Source organism: Pseudoxanthomonas kalamensis DSM 18571 (genome assembly GCF_010211745.1).
In the GTDB taxonomy this organism is placed as follows: Bacteria; Pseudomonadota; Gammaproteobacteria; order Xanthomonadales; family Xanthomonadaceae; genus Pseudoxanthomonas_A; species Pseudoxanthomonas_A kalamensis.
This window is the reverse complement of the sequence record NZ_PDWQ01000045.1, coordinates 1-732: the sequence shown is the minus strand read 5'-3', so window position 1 is coordinate 732 and position 732 is coordinate 1. Positions and strand designations below refer to the sequence as shown.

Below are 732 nucleotides of genomic sequence, written 5' to 3'. Positions count from 1 at the left end.
ACCGTGGCGTTGGCGCTGCTCGGTGCCGACCGCTACCTGGGCACGCACTTCTTCACCAATGACGGTGGCGGCAACGCCATGATGTACGTCAACCTGATCTGGATCTGGGGTCACCCAGAGGTCTACATCCTGATCCTGCCGGCATTCGGCATCTTCTCCGAGTTGATCGCGACCTACAGCCGCAAGCGCCTGTTCGGCTACACCTCGATGGTGTACGCCACCTCCTGCATCGGCGTGCTGTCGTTCGTGGTGTGGTTGCACCACTTCTTCACCATGGGCTCGGGCGCCAACGTCAATGCCTTCTTCGGCATCACGTCGATGGTCATCTCGATCCCCACCGGCGTGAAGATCTTCAACTGGCTGTTCACCATGTTCCGCGGCCGCGTGCACATGACCGCGCCGGTGCTGTGGACCATCGGCTTCATCATCACCTTCGTCATCGGCGGCATGACCGGCGTGATGCTGGCGATCCCGGCGGTGGACTTCGTGCTGCACAACAGCCTGTTCCTGATCGCGCACTTCCATAACGTGATCATCGGCGGCGTGGTGTTCGGCTACCTGGCCGGCCTGACCTACTGGTTCCCGAAGGCGTTCGGCTTCAAGCTCAACGAGACGCTGGGCAAGGCCTCGTTCTGGTGCTGGATCATCGGCTTCTTCGTCGCCTTCATGCCGCTGTACGTGCTCGGCTTCATGGGCATGACCCGGCGCATGAACAGCTACAACCACCCGGAG

1 protein-coding gene is annotated in these 732 nt (G+C 61.3%); it reads left to right on the top strand.

Going from position 1 to position 732, the window contains the following annotated elements; genetic code table 11:
- On the top strand, positions 1 to 732 hold a 732-nt coding region (locus CSC70_RS13880), incomplete at both ends, for a cbb3-type cytochrome c oxidase subunit I (RefSeq protein ID WP_211369507.1).